Source organism: Nocardia sp. NPDC088792 (genome assembly GCF_044750615.1).
Classification (GTDB): Bacteria; Actinomycetota; Actinomycetes; order Mycobacteriales; family Mycobacteriaceae; genus Nocardia.
This window is the reverse complement of the sequence record NZ_JBIVKC010000001.1, coordinates 298,651-316,089: the sequence shown is the minus strand read 5'-3', so window position 1 is coordinate 316,089 and position 17,439 is coordinate 298,651. Positions and strand designations below refer to the sequence as shown.

General features: G+C 66.7%; 19 protein-coding genes. 18 read left to right on the top strand and 1 reads right to left on the bottom strand.

Annotated features, from left to right (window positions below; genetic code table 11):
* Positions 1-98 precede the first annotated feature (98 nt).
* The 17 genes from ACIP5Y_RS01525 to ACIP5Y_RS01445 all read left to right on the top strand — a co-directional run bounded on the left by ACIP5Y_RS01525 (position 99) and on the right by ACIP5Y_RS01445 (position 15,912).
* A complete protein-coding gene (locus ACIP5Y_RS01525) occupies positions 99-707 on the top strand; it encodes a hypothetical protein (RefSeq protein WP_400346572.1) in 609 nt (202 codons plus the stop codon).
* Between the two features lie 83 nt (positions 708-790).
* A complete protein-coding gene (locus ACIP5Y_RS01520) occupies positions 791-1,687 on the top strand; it encodes an MlaE family ABC transporter permease (RefSeq protein WP_400346570.1) in 897 nt (298 codons plus the stop codon).
* A gap of 27 nt (positions 1,688-1,714) precedes the next feature.
* Entirely contained in the window at positions 1,715-2,548 is an 834-nt protein-coding gene (locus ACIP5Y_RS01515) for an ABC transporter permease (protein WP_400349055.1), read from the top strand.
* A gap of 3 nt (positions 2,549-2,551) precedes the next feature.
* A complete protein-coding gene (locus ACIP5Y_RS01510) occupies positions 2,552-3,706 on the top strand; it encodes an MlaD family protein (protein ID WP_400346568.1) in 1,155 nt (384 codons plus the stop codon).
* Positions 3,703-4,707 carry an MlaD family protein gene (locus tag ACIP5Y_RS01505; protein WP_400346567.1) on the top strand — a complete coding sequence of 335 codons (1,005 nt, stop codon included), beginning with the start codon at positions 3,703-3,705 and terminating at the stop codon, positions 4,705-4,707. The genes ACIP5Y_RS01510 and ACIP5Y_RS01505 overlap by 4 nt, the downstream gene beginning before the upstream one ends.
* Complete coding sequence (locus tag ACIP5Y_RS01500; protein ID WP_400346565.1) at positions 4,704-5,753, top strand: MCE family protein; 1,050 nt, start codon at positions 4,704-4,706, stop codon at positions 5,751-5,753. Before ACIP5Y_RS01505 ends, ACIP5Y_RS01500 begins: the two co-directional genes overlap by 4 nt.
* A gap of 3 nt (positions 5,754-5,756) precedes the next feature.
* Positions 5,757-6,932: an MlaD family protein gene (locus tag ACIP5Y_RS01495; RefSeq protein WP_400346564.1), complete on the top strand. Its 1,176-nt coding sequence runs from the start codon at positions 5,757-5,759 to the stop codon at positions 6,930-6,932.
* Complete coding sequence (locus ACIP5Y_RS01490) at positions 6,932-8,092, top strand: MlaD family protein (RefSeq protein WP_400346562.1); 1,161 nt, start codon at positions 6,932-6,934, stop codon at positions 8,090-8,092. Before ACIP5Y_RS01495 ends, ACIP5Y_RS01490 begins: the two co-directional genes overlap by 1 nt.
* On the top strand, positions 8,089-9,042 hold the full coding sequence (locus ACIP5Y_RS01485; RefSeq protein ID WP_400346561.1) for an MlaD family protein: 954 nt from the start codon (positions 8,089-8,091) through the stop codon (positions 9,040-9,042). Before ACIP5Y_RS01490 ends, ACIP5Y_RS01485 begins: the two co-directional genes overlap by 4 nt.
* A 17-nt stretch (positions 9,043-9,059) precedes the next feature.
* Positions 9,060-9,692 carry a hypothetical protein gene (locus tag ACIP5Y_RS01480; protein ID WP_400346560.1) on the top strand — a complete coding sequence of 211 codons (633 nt, stop codon included), beginning with the start codon at positions 9,060-9,062 and terminating at the stop codon, positions 9,690-9,692.
* Positions 9,693-9,702: 10 nt separating this feature from the next.
* Positions 9,703-10,515, top strand: a complete 813-nt coding sequence (locus tag ACIP5Y_RS01475; RefSeq protein ID WP_400346559.1) for a hypothetical protein — start codon at positions 9,703-9,705, stop codon at positions 10,513-10,515.
* 17 nt (positions 10,516-10,532) lie between these two features.
* Complete coding sequence (locus ACIP5Y_RS01470; protein ID WP_400346557.1) at positions 10,533-11,156, top strand: hypothetical protein; 624 nt, start codon at positions 10,533-10,535, stop codon at positions 11,154-11,156.
* A gap of 129 nt (positions 11,157-11,285) precedes the next feature.
* Entirely contained in the window at positions 11,286-12,224 is a 939-nt protein-coding gene (locus ACIP5Y_RS01465; RefSeq protein WP_400346556.1) for an acyl-ACP desaturase, read from the top strand.
* Positions 12,225-12,336: 112 nt separating this feature from the next.
* On the top strand, positions 12,337-12,645 hold the full coding sequence (locus tag ACIP5Y_RS01460; RefSeq protein ID WP_400346555.1) for a hypothetical protein: 309 nt from the start codon (positions 12,337-12,339) through the stop codon (positions 12,643-12,645).
* Positions 12,646-12,788: 143 nt separating this feature from the next.
* Positions 12,789-14,441 carry an alpha/beta hydrolase gene (locus ACIP5Y_RS01455; protein WP_400346554.1) on the top strand — a complete coding sequence of 551 codons (1,653 nt, stop codon included), beginning with the start codon at positions 12,789-12,791 and terminating at the stop codon, positions 14,439-14,441.
* 157 nt (positions 14,442-14,598) lie between these two features.
* Positions 14,599-15,183, top strand: a complete 585-nt coding sequence (locus ACIP5Y_RS01450) for a hypothetical protein (RefSeq protein ID WP_400346552.1) — start codon at positions 14,599-14,601, stop codon at positions 15,181-15,183.
* A gap of 267 nt (positions 15,184-15,450) precedes the next feature.
* Positions 15,451-15,912 (top strand): DUF2231 domain-containing protein, encoded by a 462-nt coding sequence (locus ACIP5Y_RS01445; RefSeq protein ID WP_400346550.1) that lies wholly within the window; start codon positions 15,451-15,453, stop codon positions 15,910-15,912.
* 82 nt (positions 15,913-15,994) lie between these two features.
* Here the strand turns inward: ACIP5Y_RS01445 and lexA are convergent, their stop codons facing one another.
* On the bottom strand, positions 15,995-16,657 hold the full coding sequence (lexA, locus tag ACIP5Y_RS01440) for a transcriptional repressor LexA (RefSeq protein ID WP_400349053.1): 663 nt from the start codon (positions 16,655-16,657) through the stop codon (positions 15,995-15,997).
* A gap of 344 nt (positions 16,658-17,001) precedes the next feature.
* On the opposite strand from lexA, the gene ACIP5Y_RS01435 reads away from it, so the two are divergent.
* A complete protein-coding gene (locus ACIP5Y_RS01435) occupies positions 17,002-17,406 on the top strand; it encodes a hypothetical protein (protein WP_400346549.1) in 405 nt (134 codons plus the stop codon).
* Positions 17,407-17,439: the final 33 nt, after the last annotated feature.

Genomic DNA, 17,439 nt, shown 5'->3' with positions numbered 1-17,439 from the left:
TGATCGCGATCTCAGTTTGCCTATCCGTGGGTCGTGGGTCACAGTATGCTAACCACTGTCTGAGTCGGTAGGGCGAGATTTCTTTCAAGGAGGCGCTCGTGGGGGCAGCGCGCAAGCCGAGGGGATCGGCGTTCGCTTACATTGCGGGACTGCTGGTTTCGGCGGCGCTCATCGGGGGCGGCGGGGGAGCGGCGCTGTGGTTCCGGGCGCATCTGGGTGCGCCGCCGCCCATTGTCGTGGTGGCCCAGCAGCCGGCCGCGCCGGGCACGAGCGCCGTCCCGACCACCCGGGTCGGCACTACGACGCCCGCACCCGTTGTGCCGCAAGAGGCCATTCCGCCGCAGCTCCCGGACTCGGCGGCCTATACCGCGGCGCCGGCGAGCGCCCTGCCGGGCTTCGCGAACAGGACCGCGAACCAATACGGCTGGTTCGGTGGCGACGGGGTGTCCGCGCGCTGCGACGAATGGAATCGCGCGACGGTGGTGGGGTCCACGGCGCAGACGCTGTTCGTGGTGTGCGGGTCGTATTTCAAGGCTTATGAACTCGCGACGGGTACGCCGCTCCGGCTCGTGGTGGATGCCGGTGGGGGCGCCTGGTCGGGTTCGGGTTCGGGCGTCTCCATGCAACTGACTCAGAGTGTTTTGACTTTGATGCACCAGGGTGCGAATCCCGCTGTGCAGGAAGTAGTTCAATGGTGGACGCCGTAACCGTCCGCCAATTCATTGATATTCACGGCCGGTGTGGTCCGGTGCGCGTACATTGTCTCAGACGGTGTGCAGGGGAGGTTTGAATGAGTACGTTGGCAGTCCCCGAGGAGGCCGTCCCGGCCGCTCCGGAACCGGCGCCCGGCTGGACAGCCCTGCCGCCGGTGATCCGCCCGTTCGCCCGGTTGGCGCTGTGGGCGTGGCACACGCTGCTCGGCTCCATCGGCACCTTCGGCCGGCTGGTACTGCTCGCCGTCGATTCCGTCTACGGCCTCGTCCGCGACATCATCAAGCTGAATCACCCGTGGCGCGAGACCATTACGCAGGCCTGGTTCATGATGAGCGTCTCCGGCTGGCCGGCCATTCTCATCTCCGTCCCATTGGGTGCGATCATCCAGATTCAGGTCGGCTCGCTGGCCGCGCAGGTCGGGGCCACCTCGCAGGCCGGCGCGGCGGGCGGGCTCGGCGTGATCCGCCAAGCGGCGCCGATGGTTTCGGGCATTCTCATGGGTGGTGCGGTGGGCGCGGCGGTCGCGGCCGATCTGGGTGCGCGCAAGATCCGCGAGGAGATCGACGCCATCCGCACGCTGGGTATCAATCCGAATCATCGCCTGGTCGCGCCGCGGCTGGCCGCCATGTTCATCGTGGGCCCACTCATGTGCATCCTGGTGGTGTTCGTCGGCATGTCGACCATCTACGCGATGACTCTCATCCAGGGTGGTGTACCGGGTGCGTTCTTCAATTCCTTTGCGGCCTTCGCCAGTACGACAGATCTGATCATCGCGATCGCCAAGACCGTCATCTTCGGAATCCTGGTCGTGCTGGTGGCCAGTCAGCGCGGGTTCGAGGCGTCCGGCGGCCCCAAGGGCGTGGCCGATTGCGTGAACGCCACCGTCGTGCTCGGCGTGATGACCACCTTCGCCGCGAATGTGCTCATCACCCAGCTGCTGACCATCTGGTTTCCCGACAGTATGGGGTTATAAGTGGTTGTTCCATCGAAGTACCGGGCGCTGGGCGGACGCACGATCCAGCGGGCGGGCAATTCCCTCGTACCCGTGGTCGCGCTCGGTCACCAGTTCGCCTTCGCGTATCACGTGCTGCGGGCCGTCCCGCGCACCCTGCACCGCTACCGCCGCCAGATCGGCGTGGTGTTCATGGATATCGGCTGGGGCAACGGCCGGGTCATCGTGGGCGGCGGCACCGTCGGGGTGGTGGTGTTCATGGGCCTGATGACCGGCGCGGTCATCGGCATCGAGGCCTTCCGGCTGCTGGACATGCTGGCCATGGGCCCGCTCACCGGATTCATCTCTTCCTTCGCCAATACCCGCGAGCTCGCGCCGCTGGTGGCGGCCATCGCCTTCGCGGCGCAGGCCGGCTGCCGGATCACCGCGGAGATCGGGTCCATGCGCATCTCCGAGGAGATCGACGCGCTGGAAGCCACTGCGGTGGAACCGATTCCGTTCGTGGTGACCACCCGGGTGATCGCGGGGGTGCTCATCGTGGTGCCGGTGTATCTGGCGTCCCTGTCCTGCAGCTACTTCGCGACGGCGTTCTTCATCAAGGTCGTGCACGGGCAGGCGGGCGGCACCTATGACCATTACTTCCAGGCCTTCCTGGCGCCCAAGGACATCTTCCTGTCGCTGTTCAAGGCCGTGGTGTTCGTCATCGTGGTGATCCTGGTGCACTCCTACTACGGCTTCTACGCCTCGGGCGGGCCGGAGGGCGTGGGCGTGGCCTCGGGGCGCGCCATCCGCGCCAGCCTGGTGCTCGTGGTCATTCTCGATCTCATGCTGACCACCGCGCTGTGGGGCATGTTCGTCAGCGATATCCGAATCACGGGATAGCCCATGGGAATCGCGAAATATCAGGCCATCAACGGACGCGGGCCCAACTCGTGGCAACTGCTGCTCACCGGAATCGTGGGCGGCGCGGTGCTGGTAGTGGTGTCGCTGCTGTTCACCGTCTACATCAAGGGCGGCTTCACGCCGAAGTTCATCGTCAATATCCAGGCCGAACAGGTCGGTGAGGGCATCGTCTCCGGCGCGGACGTCAAGATGGACGGACTGCGCATCGGGCAGGTGAGCAAGGTCGAAAGCCGCGGGGCGCAGCAACAATTCCTGCAGATCTCGGTCGAGCCGGACAGTGCGAAGTTCCTGGCCGCCAATGTGCACGCCCGGTTCGTCTCCTCGAACACACTCGGCATGACGGCCCTGGAACTGTTCTATCTCGGCCCGCGCGGCACCGAATTGCACAATGGGGCCACCATCACCCTGCCCGCCGACTCTCAGACCGTGACGGTCACATCCATCGTCCGGATGGTCGGCGACCAGCTCGGCAAGATCGACACCGGTCCCATCGACCGCATCGGCAAGGTGCTGAACTTCGAGGGCAGCGCCGACGGGATCGGCCGGATGATCTCCACCGCAATCGATCTCGGCCGCATGAAAGTGGGTGACCAGATCCTGGTCGGCGTGGATCCGCGGCCGGCCTTGCAGGCGGCCGCCGACAATAGCGGAGACCTGGTGAACGTCGCGCACGGCGCACTCGACATCTTCCGTGCGCAGGCGGCGCGCATCGCCTTCCTGACCGGGCGCAGCGACGATTTCGAGGCCATCGTCTCGGTCATCGGGCAGGTCATCGGCGATGCCATCAATATCGTGCCGCAACCGGGTTTCACCCAGGTGGTCGACGCCCTGCTCAGTATCGCGAAGCCGATCTCGGGCGCGGCGGGCGGACTCACCAGCTTCTACAACCGGATCCCGCAACTGCTCGACGCGGTGGACCAGGCCTTCGTCGCGAATCCCGATGGGACGGTGTCGCTCCGGCTGCAGGTGCTGCTGGCCGGGCTGCCGTATCTGGCGGGGGACCCGAAGGTGGTCGCCGCCGGGCCGCAGACGGTACCCGGCGGCCCGTCGCTGATCCCCGGGCTACTGCGGATACCGGGCCTGCCCATTCCACCCGGGCTGTTCAGCGCGCCCGCACCGCAGGGAGGAGACCGGTGAAATCCGTTCGCTCCGCGGCCATCCGGCTGGGCATCGTCGGCGTGGTCATCATGCTCATGGGCGCCATGATCTGGACGGCGCTGCAGACGCCGGTCAAGGACAAGGTGCGCGGCTACAACGCGCACATCACCGACGTCTCCGGTCTGAAGCAGGGTTCGGATGTGCGCATGGCCGGCGTACAGGTCGGCAAGGTCACCGATATCGCCCTCGACGGCAATGTTGCCTTCGTGCAGTTCACCGTCGCCGAAGGCCAGGAGGTGTACGACAACACCGAAGTATCGGTGCTGTTCACCTCGCTGGTCGGCGACCGCTACCTGGCCCTGCAACAGAAAGCGGCGCCGGGCAACAAGATTCCGCCCGGCGCCACCATCCCCATCGAACGCACCCACGGCTCCTTCGACATCTCCGAACTCTTCGACGCCGTCCGGCCCATCTTCGACACCCTGTCCTCCGGTTCCGTGGACAAGTTCCTGGAGAACCTGCTGCTGGTGGTGTCCGGCGACGGGCGCGGCCTGGGACCGGTCATGGACGACCTGAACCAGATCCTGAAGGTGGCCTCCGACCAGGAACCGACGGTCACCCTGCTGGCCGACAATCTCTCCGGACTGGTCAATCGATTCCAGGGCCAATCATCCAAGATCGACCACATGATCGACCAGCTGCTGGATCTGGTGGATCAGCTCTACGGCAAGATGGATTCACTGAAAGGCCTGATAGACAAGGCGATTCCGGGCATGAACGCCTTCATGCCGCTGTTCGATCGGCTCGTCGGCATCTACTACGACAACTTCCCGGGCATGGACCGCCTCTACAACGATCTGCTCGGACCGGAGCTGGCCGGCTTCATCCGCCAGACGCTGGCCGCCGCCCCGCTGGCCGCGCACACCCTCGACAGTCTCGTGGACGAACCCAAGTCGGGGGAGACCTGGAGCTGCCTGAGTGGACTGCCCATCCCGGCCACGATTCTCATGGGCATCGAGCGAATGGGGGAATGCCGATGAACCGCGCCTGGAAGATCCCGCCGAGACCGCGAATCGGCCTGCCGCGCTTGACCATCCGCAGCGCGGAAGGACAGCTCCGCTTCGAATTCCGGGTCGGCGTCGCGGCCATCATCCTGACGGTGGCGGCACTGGTGGCCGCCGTGGGGGCCTTCGTGATTCCCTTCGGGCAGACCGTGTATCGCGCCGACTTCCTCAACTCCGGTGATGTGCGCACCGGCGACGATGTGCGCGTCGCGGGCATCTCGCTGGGCAAGGTGCGCAGCGTCACGCTGGTCGGCGATCACGCCGAGATCGCCTTCGGGCTGGACAGCAAGGTCCAGGTCGGGCTGGACTCGCACGTGGTGATCAAACTGCTCACCCCGATCGGCGGGCGGTATCTGTCGATCGAACCGCAGGGGCCGGGATCGGCCGCGGGCAAGATCATTCCGCGCGAGCACACCCGGACTCCCTACGACCTCTCGTCCGCGCTGGAACAGGCGACACCGGCGCTGGCTTCCCTCGACGCCGGCAAACTGCGCGAGACCATCGGCAGACTGGCGGGCGCCTTCGAACAACAGCCGGATGCGCTCAACGGAATCCTGAACAGCGTCAACAGTCTTTCCGGCATCATCGCCCAGCGGCGCGACGAATTCGCGCGGGCCCTCGATGTGGCCAAGGAATACCTGGAGACGCTGACCAACAAGCTCGACCGGCTGCAACTGGCCGGCCAGCACGTGCTCGAGCTGTACCGAGTGGTCGCGGCCAATCGGGACGGACTGGTCGCCCTGGTGGCGCAGATCCGGCGGCTGTTCGACTACGTCACCCCGGTGCTCTCCTTCGCCGACAAGCAATTGGGGCCCGCGCTGGAACCGCTCTACGACAGCCTGGACAAGGAAGTCGCGGACCTGGTCGGCAACAAGGACGCGCTGGCGAGCCTGGACCGCAATGCCTCCGCGCTCCTCCACTGGTTCGCGAAGAACTCCGACAATCCCTATCTGCGCATCGACGAATCGGGAGCCACCATCACCGATACCCCGCTGTGCCCGCACGGAAAGCCGGGGTGCTGAGCAATGCGCGTGCGAAATCCCTTGCCGGCCTTCCGCGGTCGCGTGTTCCCGCGCTCACGCCGCGGACGCATCGGTGCGCTGGTCGGCGTCGTCGCCGTCGTGATGGGGCTCATCGTGGCCGTCACCGGCAAGCAGTACTACGACAGCACCGAGGCCCCGCTCACCCTGTGCGCCGACTTCCGCGACGCCGTCGGGCTGTACAAGGGCAATCGGGTCACCATGCTCGGCATCCAGGTCGGCAATATCGTCGGCATCGAACCGCGCACCGACGGCGTGACCGTCCGCATGACCGTGAACCGCAAGGTCCGGCTGCCGCAGCAGCTCGGCGCCGTCACCATCGCGAATTCCATTGTCACCGACCGGCATATCGAACTCGGGCCGGCCTACAACGGCGGCGGCACCTTCGACTACCGCACATGCATTCCGCAGGATCGCACCAAGACGCCGGTCGGCTTCACCGAATCCATGCGAGCCATCGCCAACCTGTCCGAGGACCTCACCGGCAAACCGCGCGACGCGCCGCTGCAACAGGCGGCGCCCACTGTGCTGGGTGATTCCCTGCAGCGCATCGCCACCCAGGTGCACGACAGCGCGGTGCCGCTCAACGGGGCCATCCGCAATCTCAGCGATATCCTCGGCGACTCCGCCGCCGGCGCCAACTACCTGATGATGGCCATTCTCAAGGAGTTCCGGAAGGTCGGGCAGAACCTGGATCAGGGCGTCTCCGACGGGGACTTCCTGCTCGACGCCACCACCGACGCGCTGAACATCATCAACCGCATCGGGCCGGATCTGGTGGGGATCGTCAGCGATATCGCGGTATGGGTGCCGCCGCTGATGAACCTGCTCATCTACAAGTGGGGCAAGCTCATCATGCTGGGCCTGGACGGGCTCATGCCGGTCCTCTTCAAGGTGCTCGACCACACCCAGCACGCGGTGGACTTCGCCGAGGACATTCCGCCCGCACTACAGGGCGCCCTGCGGGCCTTCGACGAGAACCTGGGCGCGGGCAAGATCCAACTCGTACCGCCCAGCTTCCGCATCGATCCATCGCTGGCGCAGGACGTCTGCGCCATGGCCAAACCCTGGTTCCCGCAATGCGATCGGAACTTCGCGCCCGGCGACACCGTCGACTTCGGGCTGGTGCAGCTGGTCATGTCCGCGGCCGGGGGGAAGTGATGAGCATGCGCGGAAAACACTGGAAGACAGCGCTACTGGGGACGCTGACGATCGCGGCGGTCTCCGGCTGCGCCGTGCGGCCCCTGGATATGCCGCTGCCCGGCACCCGCTACGGCAAACCCACCTATCAGGTCCGGGTCGAATTCGGTGATGTGCTGTCCCTGCCGTTGAAGACCAAGGTCGAACTCAACGGCGCGCAGGTGGGCATCGTCGAATCGGTCAGTGTGCGACCGCGGCCCGATGCGCACGTCCCGCAGCTGCCCGCCGATCAACAGCCCTACTACCAGCCCACCGCCATCCTCGATATCGACCGGAACGTGCACCTGCCCGCCGAGACGCAGGTGGAGATGACCCAGCAGACCCTGTTCGGCGACACCTTCGTCAAACTCAGCATTCCGGGACAGACCTCGGGGCGAATGCTGTCGCAGGGCAGCGTCATTCCCATCACCCAGACCAAACAGGCCACCACCGTCGAGCAGTACATGACCGCGGTGGTCAGCTGGGTCACCGGCGGCAATGTGCCGTTCGTGCAGAGCTTCGTCACCAGCGTCAACGGGGCGTTCCCGCCCGACGCCGGCGACTTCAAGGACTTCATGGCCAAATTCGCGGTCACCATCGACCGCATCGGCCAGAACACCTCGCAGCTGAGCCAGATCCTGAACAATGCCACCGCCGCGCTGGACACCTTCCGGCAGGCCGACGATGTGTGGCGGTTCGTCTTCGATCAAGCGCCGGTGCTGCTGGGCGTGGTGCAGCATGTGCTGCCCGACATCCTGCACTTCGTCGACGCACTCCGGAATCTGGCCTCCTACGCCGGTGACGTACTGATCGACAAGAGCAATCCGGCAGTGGCCAAACGGGTTTCGCTGGCCAACGGCTTCCTCGACGCGTGGACGCCGCTGCTGCAGGCCATGATGGCCGCGCCGGATCAGGTGCCGCGCACCCTGGCCGCGGTGAACGCGCTGCTGGAGAACAAGATCGTGCCCTTCCTGTCGGCGCGCGGGCTGCCTTCCTTCGTCGTCTCCGATGTGGTGCCGCAGACGCCGCCGGACCTGCTGACCGGGGATCCGGACCGGGACGCGCGCATCACCGCCGCGAATGAACAGGCCTTCCGCGATCGGGTGGATCCGATCCTGAAACTCGTGGGGTTGCTGCGATGACCCGAAAGATCCTGGCCTCGGCGCTGGCCATGGTGTTCATGGCGCTCGCCGCCTCCGCCTACCTCACCTACGGCGTCTTCGGATTCCGGCCCGGCGAACAGAGCTACGCGCTACGGGTGCTGCTGCCGAATTCCGGTGGGCTCATGCAGACCTCACCCGTCACCCTGAACGGGCTGCAGGTGGGGCGCGTCCAGCAATTGTCCAAGGCCGAGGGCGGGGTGCTGGCCCGGCTCTCGGTGGAATCGCAGTATCACATCCCGGCGGATGCCACTGTGACAGTGGCGAACCTGTCCGCGGTGGGGGAGCAGTACATCAACTTCGCGCCCAAATCGGCACAGGGGCCCTACTTTTCGAACGGCGCGCTGGTGCCGGCCGGGCAGGTGGTGCAACCGCTGACCATCGCGCGTGCCCTCGGCGGCGTACAGGGCGTGATGGCGCAGCTGGATCCGAATGCCATCAACACCATCCTGCAAGGCGCGGATGTCGCGATCCAGGATGTGGGGCCGAGCATCCAGAAGCTCGTCGACTCCGGCAGCATGTTCGCGACCACGCTGCGGCAGAACCGGGATCTCATCCAGCGGCTGCTCGGCTTCCTGGCCGGCGCGGCAACGCAATCCACCGGGGACAAACTCACCCTGCTGCGCTCCACCGCGGATCGGCTCGCCCACACCCTGTTGCCCGAACTGCCGGTGCTGCTCGACCAGCTCATCAGCATCACCCAGGAAAGCGGTGGGCGCGAAGTGATTCCGTTCATTCCGCTCGGACAGCGGCTGGTGCAATACCTGACCACGCTCATCGGCAAGGGCGGGCCCGCGCTCGAAGTGCTGCGGCCCTACCTGTTCGATCCGGCCGAGCACGTCGACCTCGATCTCGGCAAGACCATGGACGGCCTGCTCGCCGCCTTCCCGGACGGCAAGGGCTTCCGGCTACTGGTCGACATCCCGCACTAGCGGGAGAAAGGGTACGGATGACATCTCGCTGGAAAGACTGGAACGACAAGGGGATACCCATCCCGCTGCTCGGACTGGCGGCCGCGCTGCTGGTGATCGCGACCGTGGTGGGGGTGATGACCTACCGCAACTGGGACCTCACCGATCGCAACAAGGACCTGTCCGCGACACTGTCCGACTACCGGCGCAAGGAAGCCGACTGCACCGCCGCCATCAAGGCCGGCACCGACTTCCTGCTGGCCGCCAATAACTTCGACTATCGGAAGCCCGACGACTGGACCCCGCGCATTGCCGGGCTCACCGCCGGGACCATTCACGACTACTTCACCGATCCCACAGTGGGACAGGACAATACCGCCCTGATCAAGGCCGGGAAGCTGCTCAAATCCAGCACCGTCGCCGACGTGGCCTGCGCGGCGCAGACCGACAAGACCGTGCGGGTGGTCGCCCAGCTCGACGAGAGCACCCAGAACATCCAGACCCCCGACCCGGTCAAGACCACCTCCGCGGTCTGGGTCGAGGTGGCGCGGCAGGACAGCGGCTGGAAGGCCGTCGACTCCGGCCGCGGCGATCAATCCCTCACCACCGACGTGGCCGCCACCCAGGCGCCCGGACCTGCCACCCCGACCACCCCCGACCAACCGCGATAGGAGGCCGACCATGACGACCAGGACCGCCCGATCGGCTGATGACGAGACCGGGACCGAGAGCGCGGCAAGCGAAGTGATCCCGGCCGAGACTGATGCGGCCGAAACCGGCGTGGCCGAAACCGGCACGGAAGAGACTGCGGCAGTCGCGGCAGACACGGCCGTTTCGGGGGAGGTGAAGCGGGCCGCCGCGAAACGGCCGGTGCGCCGGGGTTCCTGGCGCGACCGGCGGATCGCGCTCGATCGTCGCCGGCTGATCGTCGCCGGGGCCGTCGCGGTGATCGTGATCGGGATGGGCTCCACGTGCGGGTATTTCGCGTACGAACACGGGAACACCGCGGACCAGGTCGCGGCGGCGCGAGCGCAGGCCGCCGACCGGGATGCCGCCTCGAAGGCCGGGGCGGACTTCCTCACCACCATGTTCACCGTGAACGACAGCAGCCTCGACCACTGGGACAGCGCGGTACTCGCGGCCACCACCGATTCCATGCACGATCAGCTGGGCCAGTGGCGGCAGGTGCTCGACAAGCTGGTCAAGGCGCATACGGATATGACCAGCAGCGTCAAGGACATCGGCGTGGTCTCCCAGAACGATGACGCGATCACCCTACTGGCGGTCATCGAATCCACCGGCAGCACCGATCCGGCCAACCCGCAGCCGGGAACAACCGACAGCTCCGCACTGGTAGACATGCGCAAGATCGGCGCGCAGTGGAAGGTCTCGGGCTACGGACCCGCGGGCGGCGTACCGCCGGCCGCCGCGCCTGCCGCGCCGCCGGCCGCCGACACCCCCGCGCCGACCACCGGCGATCAGGCCCCGCGATGAGTACGGAAGAGCGACGCATGAAAACCCCCGCCGCAGCGAAATCCCTTCGTACGATCCGCACGCCGCTCGCCCTGGCCGCCGTCGTCGTGGCCCTGCTGGCGGTGCTCGGATCCGCCATCGGCGCATGGCATTTCGCCGCAGCGACCGACGAGTTACGGCATACCGCGGCGGGATTCGACGCCCGGGCCGCCGATCGCGCCGCCGCCACCAAGGCCGGCGCCGACTTCTTGTCCACCGCCTACACGGTGGACGCGGCGAACGACAAGGGCATGGCGAAGTGGAATACCGCCATGATCGCGGCCACCACGGACACCTTGAAGGATCAGGTACGGCAGACCAAGGCGTTGCTCAGCCTGCTCACCGAGGCGAATGCCAGCATGACCGGCGCGGTCTCCGACTCGGCGGTCGTCAGTCAGAACGACAATCTGATCCGGGTGCTCGCGGTCGTGAAACTGACCGGAAAGGCCCCTGGACAGAATGATCCGACCACCGGATCGGTCACCGAGTACGTCGATCTCATGAAGGTCGGCGGTGACTGGAAAGTATTCGGCTACAAGGACATCGGCGCCAAGAGCGGTCCCGGGCAACCGGATGCCGGACTGCCCGGCTTGCCGCTGCCGCAGCCGAGCGGTGGCAAATAGCGCGGCTATCGCGTGCAGACCGGTCGTCTTCTCTGTGGCCCAGCACAATTCGCTGATCACGCGAGTAGGCTCGGCCACAGTGGGGTGCTGCCGGCGACGTGAAGATGGGACACGATTGTGGCGAAATCCATGACACCACTGGAACTGCTCAACGAGCTGGAGCCGGTCGCGGAATCGAATCTGAACCGGCATCTCTCGCTGGCAAAGGACTGGCATCCGCACGACTACGTGCCCTGGGACGAGGGCCGCAACTTCGCGGCAATGGGCGGAACCGACTGGAGCCCAGCCGAATCCGGCCTCAGCGAAGTGGCCCGCGCGGCCATGATCACCAATATCCTCACCGAGGACAACCTGCCCAGCTATCACCGGCTCATCTCCGAATCCTTTTCCCGCGCAGGAGCTTGGCGCACCTGGGTGGACCGCTGGACCGCCGAGGAGAACCGGCACGGCATCGTGCTGCGCGACTACCTGGTGGTCACCCGCGGCGTCGATCCGGTGGCGCTGGAACAGGCCCGCATGACCTGCGTCTCGCAGGGCGTCGACGACCCCACCGGCACCGGCGACCACCGCGTACTGCACGGCGTCGCCTACGTGACCTTCCAGGAGCTGGCCACCCGTGTCGCGCACCGCAATACCGGCAAGGTGTGCGACGACCCGGTCGCCGATCGCATGCTCGCGCGGGTGGCGACCGACGAGAACCTGCACATGGTCTTCTACCGCAATATCTGCGCCGCCGCCCTGGATCTGGTGCCCGACGCGACCCTGGACGCCATCGCCATGGTCATCCGGAACTTCCGCATGCCGGGCGCGGGCATGCCGAACTTCCGCCGTAATGGCGTGCTCATGGCCAAGCACGGCATCTACGATCCGCGCCAGCACCTGGAAGAGGTGGTGCTGCCGGTGCTGCGCAAATGGAACATCCTCGAGCGCACCGACTTCACCGCCGAGGGCGAGCGCACCCGTGAGGAGCTCGCCGCCTTCCTGGACCAGGCCGCCAAGGACGTGATCCGCTTCGAGGAACAGCGCGATCGCGCCCTGGCCCGCGAGGCCGCCCGCCGCGAGCGCTAGCGCTGTGTGCCCGGGCGGCTGTGGATAGCAGCCCGGTTCTCCACAGTTTCGCTGCCCACCTCGCGGACCCCACTTCCCCGGATTAGAGTTCGGCTCGGAAGAAGGGGAAGACATGGGGGACATGCTCCGAGCCGACCTGGAAGCTCTCCGCAGCATGGCGGCAGACCTCCGCGGCCAAGCCGACGTCATAGCGGGAATCGACCCGATCGACCTGATCGCGAAAGTCGGCCGCGCCATGCCGAACTCCGCCATAGCCGCCGCGGCGGCCGGCGCCGACGCGCCCCTCTCCGACGCCTGGCACACCATGTCCACCCGCCTGCACACCCTGGCCGACACCGCCGATCACGGCGCCACCACCTACGAAGCCACCGACCAGGCCCTCGAAACCCAACTCGACCACTACCTCCACGACCTACCCTGACCGCGAGTTCCGCGCGCACCACGTGATCGTGGTCGCCCGCGCCATCGGTTCCAGCGCGTGCGGGCCCAGGCAGTCCGCCACTGCGTGGCCGGTGGCCCATGTCCGGCAACAACTTGAGATCGGGGCGAGTGGTGCGGGCGACCGTGTCGCAGGTGCGGGGGTGGCGGCCGGAAGCGGCTGCGGCGGCTTCTGATGCGCTGGCCGCGGCGAATCTCGGATTTGCCGAGGCCATGCGGTGCGTGGGGCGCCGGGTCGATGCGGTGGTCGACGGATGGCGAGGTGCGGCGGCCACCGCGGGGGCGTTGCGGGCTTATGAATCCCAGTTGGCGGCAAATCATCTGAGTGCGGCAGTGCTCGGGATCGCGGATGCGCTGGCCGAGGCGGGCGCCCTGGCAGGAGTCCGGGAGTCCGTCCTCGATATAGCGGCCGAGGCCGGTGATCACGGATGTGTCGTCGGGGAAGACGGGAGTGTGGTTGCGCCGCAGGCGGACACCGGTAATGCGGCGTTGGATCTGGCGTTGCAGGTGTGTTTCGACGCGCGGGCGCAGGTGTTGCAGGCGCGGCTGATCTCGCTGCTGGAGACCGCGGGGGAGATCGATGCGCGGGTGGCAGCGCGGCTCGCGGCTGCGGTGGAGACCTTGATCGCGCTGCGTCACGCGCCGCAGGGCGGGGCGATGAGCCGGGTCGTCGCCGACATCATCGATGGTAGGGCGGCACTGCCCGACGAGCCGAAAGCGCTTTGTGCACTGTGGGACTCGCTGCCGCCGTCGGATCGGGATGCGCTCTTCGCCTATGATCCGGCGCTCGGCGGCCGGGACGGGATTCCGGTGCTGGATCGCGACTTCTACAACCGGCTCGAGCTCGAACGGCTGCGCACCACGACGGCATCCCGGCTGGCCATCCTGGACGGTCGGCATCCGGGCTGGGCCCGCCGCGATGAGCTGCCGACCACCCCGCAGGAATGGATTCAGCTGCGCCCCTGGGAGTCGCAGCGCGTCGAGTTGTCCACCCGGCTGGCCGAGTACGAGATCGTCGCCCGTGATCTCGAACCGGGCCGCTATCTGCTCGGCGTGGACGACCACAGCCACGGCATCATCGCCCTCGGCAATCCCGATGCCGCCCGCAATATCGCCACCTTCGTCCCCGGAACCGGTGCGACGCTGAGCGATATAGCGGAGGGCGTCGCGCGGGCCACCACCCTGCGCGATGCCGCCGCGGCCGCCGATCACCGGGCGCGCACCGCCGTCATCGCCTGGTACGGCTACGACGCGCCGCCCGATCTGCTCGCGGCCACGAGCGACCGCGCGGCCGATGCCGGTGCGCCCCGGCTGGATCGATTCGAGGCGGGTCTGCGGGTCACCCACCGGGAGGCGCCCGCGCATACGGTCGTGGTCGGCCACAGCTACGGCACCACCCTCATCGGCGCCGCAGCCGCGCACGGTAATTCGCTGGCCGCCGATGATCTGATCCTGGCCGGCAGCCCGGGCCTGGACGTGGACCGCGTGACGGATCTGCGCCTGGACGGAATCAGCCCGGACCGGAACGGATCCCATGTCTTCGCCACCGCCGCCCCCGGCGATCCGGTACCGGCCTTCGGCCGGTTCGTCCACGGTCCGGAACCGACCGATCCCGGGTTCGGCGCCACCGTTTTCGAGTCCGCCGGATCCGGTGCCAACTTTCCGCTAATGCCCGATATTCCCGTTTTTCCGTGGGCGCACGGAAATTATTGGGATAGCGGCAATCCGGGCCTCGCCAGCCAGGGCGAGATCATTACCGGAACCTATTACCAGCGGTAACGGTGACCGGCCGCGCATCGTACTGCAATCCACTAATAAGTAGCGGGTCCATTGCGGCGCGGTGTGAAAATTTCTACTGGTCAGTAGCTCAAGTTGGTTTGAAACGGTTGGGTACGTGCTACTGTTCCGGGGAGTAGGAGCAGGGAATCGGAGACAAATGCGCACCGAGAACATCAATAGAAAGTTCAAACTGCACGACGAGCGCAGGATTGCCGCCCAACTTCCGGAGCAACTGCATGGTTTGGACGTGGTGGGTTTCGTCCGGATCGATGAGTTTCCCGTCGAGTTGCTGAACTCCTTCGACGAATTCGCTGGTGGCTCGGTCGCCCCGCGCACCCGGATCTACCGCAATGCCCAGCCGCACGGCATCGATGCCTGGGTGCTGGATCTGCTGCGGCAGGCCCACATCGGGGACCGCTTCTTCCTCCGCACCGGCCTCGAGTACTTCCCCTGGGCGGATTGCCGCGTCCTCGACCATCGCTGGCTCGAATCCCTGCGCCAGGTGCTCGGCCCCGATCAGGGCTTCATCTCCCAGGACAAGACCTCGGCCGCCATGATCATCGGCGCCCAGTACGAGGTCCTCGGCTTCGCCCGCGGCGCCCACCTCGGCCCGGTGTCCCCGGCGGCCCCGCCGTCCCCGATGGAATCGGCCCAGGCCCCGGTCGAGGATGCCCAGACCGTCCTCATCCATCGCGTCCGCGAGGACGTGCCCACTCGTTCCGTCAGCGATTCGGTTCAGTAGCCGATAGTGAACCGGCGCTGCACGAATCGCGGCAGCTCCGCCTAGTCGATCAAGGCGATCTGGAAGCCCATGGCCGGCTGGATGCGCGGATCGTCGATCCCGGCAAGCTCTATCGCAGCGAGATCGATCGTCTGATCCGAGAACTCGGGCTGACGCCGCCGCGCCGATAACCCGGGACACGGGGTCGGTTCACGATCGAACCGGGTGGCGCTCGCTTACGTTGTTCCGGTTACGCCGGGTTGCTTCGGAAGCGAGGATGCGCTGAGTATGTCGACTTTCAATGGTTTGCCCGCACATGTGCTGTTGGTGCACTTCATTGTGGTGCTGGTGCCACTGACGGCGGTGTTGCTGATCCTGTGTGCGGTATGGCCGGCGGCCAGGGTGCGATTGATCTGGCCGACGGCGCTGCTCGCGGTGGGCATGCTCATCCTGACGCCGCTGACCACGAATGCGGGGGAGTGGTTCCGGGACCACGTCGGCAATACGCCTGCCATTCAACATCATCAGCATCTGGGTGATCAGCTGGTGTACTTCGTTGTGGCGCTGGTGATTGCGGCGGCCGTACTGGTCTTCGTGCATGTGCGCGGGAATCGGGGCAAGCCGATCGGGCGGGCACTGCTGACGGTGATCGCGATACTGGTCGTCGTGGCCGGTGGCGCCGCCACCTGGCAGACCTATCGCGTGGGAGATTCAGGGGCGCACGCAGTCTGGGGCGGCACCGTCTCCTGAAAGACGACTGCTTGAAGGAACGACTGCTGTGACCCGGCGCCCGGTCTGCGGGGCGGCCGCCGGGTCACGGCAGTGCGCACGGTCAGATCTTGCGGATGACCGTGACAACCTTGCCGAGAATCTGGGCGTCGTTGCCCGGAATCGGCTCGAACAGGGGGTTGTGCGGCATCAGCCACACCTGGGATCCGGTGCGCTTGAACGTCTTCACCGTGGCCTCGCCGTCGATCATGGCGGCCACGATGTCACCGTTGTCGGCCACGTTCTGCTGGCGCACGACCACCCAGTCGCCGTCGCAGATGGCGGCGTCGATCATGGACTGACCGACCACCTTCAGCAGGAACAGCGAACCTTCACCGACCAATTCGCGCGGCAGCGGGAACACGTCCTCCACCGCCTGCTCGGCCAGGATCGGGCCACCGGCGGCGATCCGGCCCAGGACCGGAACGTAGGTCGGGATCGGGTGCTCACCCTCGGCCTCGGTGTCGGCGCCGATCGCACGTAGCTGCGAGACGTTCGCCGCGGCGCGCATGCCCGTCTCGTCCAGACCGCGGACATCCACTGCGCGTGGACGATTCGGGTCGCGGCGCAGGTAGCCCTTGCGCTCCAGCGCGCGTAGCTGATGTGCCACCGAGGAGGTGGAGGTCAGGCCGACCGCGTCACCGATCTCGCGAATGCTGGGCGGATACCCGCGATCGCTGACCGAGCTGCGGATGACTTCCAGCACCTTGCGCTGGCGAACCGTCAGATCCGTACCGGTGCCGGGCGATTCGGGGGCGCCGTCACCGGCAAGACCGACCTGCCCGTTGTCACCGTCCACGCTGCCGTGTTCGCTCACCGCCGCAGTCCTCCGTTCCCGCTTGCGTCTCATCGGAATTCGATCACCGGGGCAGTGTTGCCGGCGCCCCGGGATGCTGTGCCTCGACTGTAGCCCGTGTGACGCCTGTGATCAAACATCTGTTCGACGCATGTCGCGGATGTCGGTGACATTGTCGGCGGGGCGTGGTAGAAATTCGAACATCAGTTCTTCGAACACATGAGCGAGTCAGTCGTCCAGCATCATCCGGTCAGTCCACCTTGGAGGTATGTTCGATGCGCACTGTGGTCAACGAAATCGATACGCCCGGAACCGATCTCGGGTTCGACAGCATCCCTGTCGAGATCCGGAACAACCGGCTCCCCGCGCCCGTCGCCACCCGCGTACCCCGTCGTCCCGTGCTCGAACAGCGCGCCTGCCGGGCGCGGCTGCAGCCGGTCCCTCGTGACCGGGCCCGGGCCGGCCGCGTCCACGTCGTCGAACGACGTGTCGCCACCCGCGCGCACGGCCGGCATCCGCTCACCCGGGTGCAGCGCGCCCAGGTCGGCTTCGCCGCCCTCGCCGTCACCGCCCTCGTCAGCGCTCTCGCCGTAGCGGGCCTCATCGGCCTCGCGCAGCTGCGCGCCGGGAACTTCGATTCCCAGACCGCGCCCGTGGTGCAGATGTCGCCCGCGCGCTGACTCTGACGCGGGGTTGTCCCGGCACCAGGTTGT